Annotated in this window: 5 protein-coding genes and 1 pseudogene; all 6 read right to left on the minus strand. The window is 69.0% G+C overall.

Annotated features, from left to right (window positions below; all coding sequences use genetic code 11):
• Positions 1-597 (minus strand): annotated as a pseudogene (locus tag VGL85_RS05475) (penicillin-binding protein 2); the annotation flags it as partial.
• Positions 594-1112, minus strand: coding sequence for a hypothetical protein (locus VGL85_RS05480; protein WP_331586819.1), 519 nt, complete (start codon positions 1110-1112; stop codon positions 594-596). The pseudogene VGL85_RS05475 and the gene VGL85_RS05480, both read right to left, overlap by 4 nt.
• Complete coding sequence (gene mreC, locus VGL85_RS05485; RefSeq protein WP_331586821.1) at positions 1109-2323, minus strand: rod shape-determining protein MreC; 1215 nt, start codon at positions 2321-2323, stop codon at positions 1109-1111. Before mreC ends, VGL85_RS05480 begins: the two co-directional genes overlap by 4 nt.
• Before the next feature lie 48 nt (positions 2324-2371).
• Entirely contained in the window at positions 2372-3415 is a 1044-nt protein-coding gene (locus tag VGL85_RS05490) for a rod shape-determining protein (RefSeq protein ID WP_331586823.1), read from the minus strand.
• A gap of 189 nt (positions 3416-3604) precedes the next feature.
• Positions 3605-4495 (minus strand): DMT family transporter, encoded by an 891-nt coding sequence (locus VGL85_RS05495; RefSeq protein ID WP_331586825.1) that lies wholly within the window; start codon positions 4493-4495, stop codon positions 3605-3607.
• Between the two features lie 215 nt (positions 4496-4710).
• On the minus strand, positions 4711-5766 hold a 1056-nt coding region (locus VGL85_RS05500; protein WP_331586827.1), incomplete at its 5' end, for a 2-isopropylmalate synthase.

The following is a 5766-nucleotide window of genomic DNA, read 5'->3' on the forward strand; positions in this document are numbered from 1 at the left end:
CAGCAGCGGATCGGGCGTCGGCCCGGCGAGCTTCAGTTCGCCGGCCGTCACCCGCGAGACATAGCCGATGACATGGGCGAAGGCGCCGCCGAAGGGATAGACCCTGGCTTCGTTCATGTCCGCCTGCAGGCCGGGAAGCTCTGGATTGCGCACATTGATGCGGGCGAACTCCTCCCAGCTCAGGTCGTCGGCGATGGCCACCGGCACGAAGCGCGGCCCGTCGTCGATCTCGCGCAGCAGCTCCTGATGCCGCTCCGCGCTGATCGGGATCAGGGTTGCGGCCGCCTGCAGGGTGGCTTCCGGGTCCTTGGCCTCGTCCTTGAGCAGCAAAAGCCGGAAGTTCGGCCGGTTGGAGGCCAGCTCGACGCCGTTGCGGTCGAGGATGCGGCCGCGCGGCGGCGGCACCAGGCGGAAATTGTACTGGTTGGAGGCCGACAGCGTCGTGTAGCGGCTGTTTTCGAAAATCTGCAGCTCGGCCAGCCGCGCGCCCAGCGCGGTCAGACCCAGCGAGGCCAGGCCGCCCATGACGAAGGCGCGCCGGTGGAAGACGCTCTGGCGCTGATTGACTTCGCTGAAGAAGAAGGCCGGCTCGGTCATCTGAAGCGTACATCCGCGTCGTCGAACCGCTCGATCAGCGTATTGGCGAAGGGAAAAAGCAAGAGGGTGATGAAGAACTGCCCGAAAAGCGCGAACGGGCCTGGGATGGCGCCGGTTTTCATGAAGGTGATCAGGGTCCCGACCCCGAAGGCGAGCGCGCAGGCCGCGCCGTACCAGATCCACAACACCACCGCGCCCCGCCCGGTCAGGGTGGCGCGGACGGCCAGCACCAGCCCGTAGGCGCTCAGGAGCGCCAGCGGCCAAAGCCCGACCGGCCCGCCCCAGAACAGGTCGAGCCCAAGGCCCAGCGCCAGCAATACGAAGGGCGCGATCATCGAGGGCCGGATCACCGCCCAGGCGAAGGCCAGGACCATGGGAAAGACCGGCTCGGGCGGCTGCAGGCCGAAGATGCGCACGGGCGCGGCGAACAGCAGGGTGACGGCGACGGCGGTAAGCACCGGCAGGCCCAGCCACTGCAAGGGATCCAGGCGGCTGGCGCTGTTGGCGTAGCTCATGGCTGGGCTCCGGCGGGTGCGCTGGACGCCGCAGGTATGGGCTTGGGTTTGGGCTTTGGCTTTGGCGCGGGGGTCGGCTTGGCGGACGACGCGGCCAGGGATGTGACCGCCGGCCTGACCGGTTTGGCGGACGAGGCGGCCGGCGTCGCGGACGCCTTCTTGACCGGCTTCTTGAGCGGCTTCGACGGCTTGACGGCGGTGGGCTTGGCCGAGGCGGCCGCCGGCGCTGGCGAGGCCGCGACCGGCTTGGCGGAGGAGGCGGCGGCCACGGGCGGCGGCGCGGGCATGGCGCGGGCGGCGACGTCGGCGGCTTCGGCGGGCGGCAGGGGCGGCACGGTGGCGGCCTGCAGTGCGCGCTGATCCGCCAACTGACTGAAATCGCGGAACAGCAGGATGCGCACCAGGTCGATCGGGCCGTCGTCGGAATCCAGCCGCACCCGCCAGGCGCCGTCCAGGCCCTGAACCACCGTGCCGACCGGCAGGCCGCGCGGGAAGAGGCCGCCGTCGCCGGAGGTCAGGATGCGGTCGCCGGCCTTCACCGGATCGGCCCCGCGCAGATAGTCCAGCTTGGGTTCGCCACCGCCGTCGCCGGTCAGAATGGCGCGGGAATTGGAGCGGTCGTCGAGCACCGGGGTGCGGCTGGCCACGTCGGTCAGGAGCAGGACGCGGCTGACCCCCTTGGCGACGCCCAGCACCCGGCCGACCAGGCCGTGTTCGGTCATCACCGGATTGCCCACCGCGACCCCGGCCTCGGTTCCGGCGTCGGCCAGGCGGGTATTGGCGAAGGGGCCGCGGGAATCGGCGATCACCCGCGCGCCGACCATCGGAATCGGCGGGTCGGTCTTCAGCCCCAGGAGCGATTGGTAGCGGGCGTTCTCGTCCTTGAGCGCCACGGCCTTGTCACGCCACTGGCTCAAGTCCGCCACCTCGGCGCGCAGGCGGCGGTTTTCCGAAACCGCGAAGAAGTACTGTTTCACGCCGTTGACGCCGTCGCCGATCCAGCGGAACGGCGCGGCGATGACGTTGGAGACCGGCCGGGTGACGGAATCCAGCGCGCCGCGGCTGGCGCCGATCGCCTGGCCCTGCAGGGTGCCGCGATGGTCGCCGAGCAGCAGCGCCACGCCGATGACCATGGCCACAATGACGGCCACCGCCGCCGTCCATGTCAGCGGAACCTTCAGGTCCTGAAAAGGGCCGTCCCTCAAGGACACCTTATTGTCGCTCCAGGCCGGTCTTTAGCCCCCGCCCCGCCTTGTACTCTACGACATGGATGATTCGAGCACGCCCTTCATCCATTTCGGATGCTCGAGCACCTTGCCGCAGCCCAGCGCGACGCAGGAGAGCGGATCGTCGGCCACCGTCACCGGCAGGCCGGTATGGTCGCGGATCTCGGAATCCAGCCCGCGCAGCAGCGCCCCGCCGCCGGTCAGCATGATGCCCTTGTCGGCGATGTCGGCGGCCAGTTCCGGCGGCGTCGCCTCCAGCGCGATCTTCACCGCCTCGACGATCTGGGTCACCGGTTCGGTCAGCGCGTCGGAGGCCTGCTTTTCACTGATGCGCACCTCGCGCGGCACGCCCTGCATCAGGTCGCGGCCCTTGACCTCGATGGCCAGGCCCTCGCCGTCGGCCGGCGCGCGGGCGGTGCCGATCTCCTTCTTGATCCGCTCGGCGGTGGTCTCGCCGATCAGCAGATTGTGATGGCGGCGCATGTAGCTGATGATCGCCTCGTCCATCTTGTCGCCGCCGACCCGGACGCTGCGGGTATAGACGATGCCGGACAGCGACAGCACCGCGACCTCGGTGGTGCCGCCGCCGATGTCGACCACCATCGAGCCGGTGGGCTCATGGATGGGCAGGCCGGCGCCGATGGCCGCGGCCATCGGCTCGTCGATCAACCCGACCCGGCCCGCGCCGGCGTTCAGGCAGCTGTCGTTGATCGCCCGCCGCTCGACCGCCGTGGCGCCCGAGGGCACACAGACGATCACCTTGGGATTGGTGAAGGCCTTGCGGTTGTGAACCTTGCGGATGAAATACTTGATCATCTCTTCGGCCACTTCGAAGTCGGCGATCACCCCGTCGCGCATGGGGCGGATGGCTTCGATGTGGCCGGGCGTGCGGCCCAGCATCTGCTTGGCCTCGATGCCGACGGCATGCACCACCTTGCGGCCGCCGACATGCCTGAGGGCGACCACCGAGGGCTCGTTCAGCACGATGCCCTTGCCCTTCATGTAGACGAGTGTGTTGGCCGTGCCGAGGTCGATGGCGATGTCGTTGGACATGACGCCAAAAAGGGACGGGAACATTCAGGGCCTTGGGCAAAAGAGGTGATGTGGGACGCGACGCGGAAGCTCCGTAAAGCTTTGCAGACGCGTTACAACTGCGCGCTCCCCAACGCGGTCGTCAGACGCCCCATGACTCAACGAAGTCTGTTCCCTCTGCACTCCGAAACGCCTGATTTCAAGGCCCTATCTGACGCGCATTTACGCGCCTATTCAGCGCAGGGTGGTCATCACCACCCCCACAATTACCGCGAGACCGGCCAGGATCTGCCGGGCATGTAGCCTTTCGGCAAAAAACCGCCGTCCCGCCAGCGCGGCCATGGGCGCCTCGATGACGCCGACGGCCCGCACCGGGGCGGCCGGCGCCAGGCCCAGGGCGACGAACCAGCAGGCCGACGCGCAGGCGCCGCAGAGTCCGGCGAGCAGCGATTCCCGCCACCTGGCGATCACCGCAACCAGGGCGCCGCGGTCACGAAACCCAAGCCACACAGTCAAAAACGTCGCCTGCATGGCCTGCACGACGGCGACCGAGGCCACCGCCGCATAGACCGGATGGGCGGGCTCCATGGCCATGGTGGCGTGACGGAAGGCGTTCAGCGCAAAACCGAAGCAGAGGCCGGAGAGCAGGCCGAACATCGCCCCGCTGAGCGGCTGCTCGCCGGTCGCCCCGCGCGGCCAGGTCAGGGCCGCCAGACCGCCCGAGGTGATGGCCACGCCGATCCAGGCGACCACGGTCAATTGATCGTGAAAGATGATCAGCCCAAGGATGGCCGCCAGCGGCAGCGAGCTCTGCTGCAACGCCGTGCCGACCGCGAAGCCCGCCCGCCGCATGGCCACCAGCAGCGCCGCCGTCGCCAGCACCTGGGCCACCGCGCCGGTCATCGCCGCCGCCCAGAAGCTCGCCGTCAGGTGCGGACGCGCCGACGGCGTGACGACAGCCGCCGCCGCCACGAACAGCAGCGAGAATGGCAGCCCGAACAGGAACCTGACCAGCGTCGCCCCCCACGGCCCCGCCGACGGCGCCAACCCCCGCTGCAACCCGTTGCGGGCGACCTGCAAGGCCGACGCGGCGATCGTGGCGGGAACCCAGAGCAGGGCGAACATGGGACTCACTCGGAAAGGCCGGAAACGCGATCCTTCTCCCCTCGCGGGAGAAGGTGGCTGCGAAGCAGACGGATGCGGGCCGCGCCGGACGAAGGAAAGAGGGCTCTCGCGCGGTCGTGGAAGGCTGGGCGCGGCCCCTCATCCGACCGGTCTTAAGACCGGCCACCTTCTCCCGCGAGGGGAGAAGGGACGCGGTTGCGGCGCTGTGCTCTTCCCTAGAACCCGCTCGCCAGCGCTTCTGGGGGCCGCGTCTTTTCCCGCCGGGCCATGAGGTTGTTGAGCGCGTTGACATAGGCCTTGGCGCTGGCGGTCATGGTGTCGGTGTCGGAGGCGGTGCCGGTGGCGATGCGGCCGTCCTCCTCCAGACGCACCGAGACCTGGGCCTGGGCGTCGGTCCCCTCGGTCACCGCATGCACCTGGAATAGCCGCAGGGCCGCCGCGTGTGGCGCGACCTGGCGGATGGCGTTGAAGACGGCGTCCACCGGCCCGTCGCCGGTCGCGACAGCCGAATGCTCGACCCCGTCGATCGAGGCGGTCAGCACCGCCTCCTGCGGCCCCTCGGTGCCGGCGACGACGCGCAGGGAGACCACCCGGATGCGCTCCGAGCCCTTGGCCAGCTCGTCGTCGACCAGGGCCATGATGTCGTCGTCGTAGACGTCCTTCTTCTTGTCGGCCAAAGCCTTGAAGCGGGTGAAGGCGTCGTTCAGCGCATTGTCGCCGAGCTCATAGCCCAGGCCTTTCAGCTTCTCGCGGAAGGCGTGGCGGCCGGAGTGCTTGCCCATGACCAGGTTGGACGCCCCCTGCCCCACGTCCTCGGGCAACATGATCTCATAGGTGCCGGCGTCCTTCAGCATGCCGTCCTGATGGATGCCCGCCTCGTGGGCGAAGGCGTTCTTGCCGACCACCGCCTTGTTGAACTGCACCGGAAAGCCGGTGATGGCCGAGACATAGCGGCTGGCGCGGGTGATGTGGGTGGTGTCGATGCCTGAGTCGAAGCGCAGCCGGTCGCCGCGCACGCGCAGCGCCATGACGATCTCCTCCAGCGCCGCATTGCCGGCCCGCTCGCCAAGGCCGTTGATGGTGCACTCGACCTGGCGCGCCCCGGCCTCGACCCCGGCCAGGCTGTTGGCCACCGCCAGGCCCAGGTCGTTGTGGCAGTGGGTGGAAAACACCACGCCGTCCGCCCCCGGCACGTTTTCGATCATGTCGCGGAACATCTCGGCATATTCCGACGGATAGGTGTAGCCGACCGTGTCGGGCAGGTTGATGGT

It is taken from the genome of Phenylobacterium sp., assembly GCF_036501465.1.
Taxonomy (GTDB): Bacteria; Pseudomonadota; Alphaproteobacteria; order Caulobacterales; family Caulobacteraceae; genus Phenylobacterium.

Excerpts from the sequence above, each read along its gene's own strand:
- VGL85_RS05495 (WP_331586825.1), bottom strand. The coding sequence starts at position 4,495 with ATGTTCGCCCTGCTCTGGGTTCCCGCCACGATCGCCGCGTCGGCCTTG.
- VGL85_RS05490 (WP_331586823.1), bottom strand. The coding sequence starts at position 3,415 with ATGTTCCCGTCCCTTTTTGGCGTCATGTCCAACGACATCGCCATCGAC.
- VGL85_RS05480 (WP_331586819.1), bottom strand. The coding sequence starts at position 1,112 with ATGAGCTACGCCAACAGCGCCAGCCGCCTGGATCCCTTGCAGTGGCTG.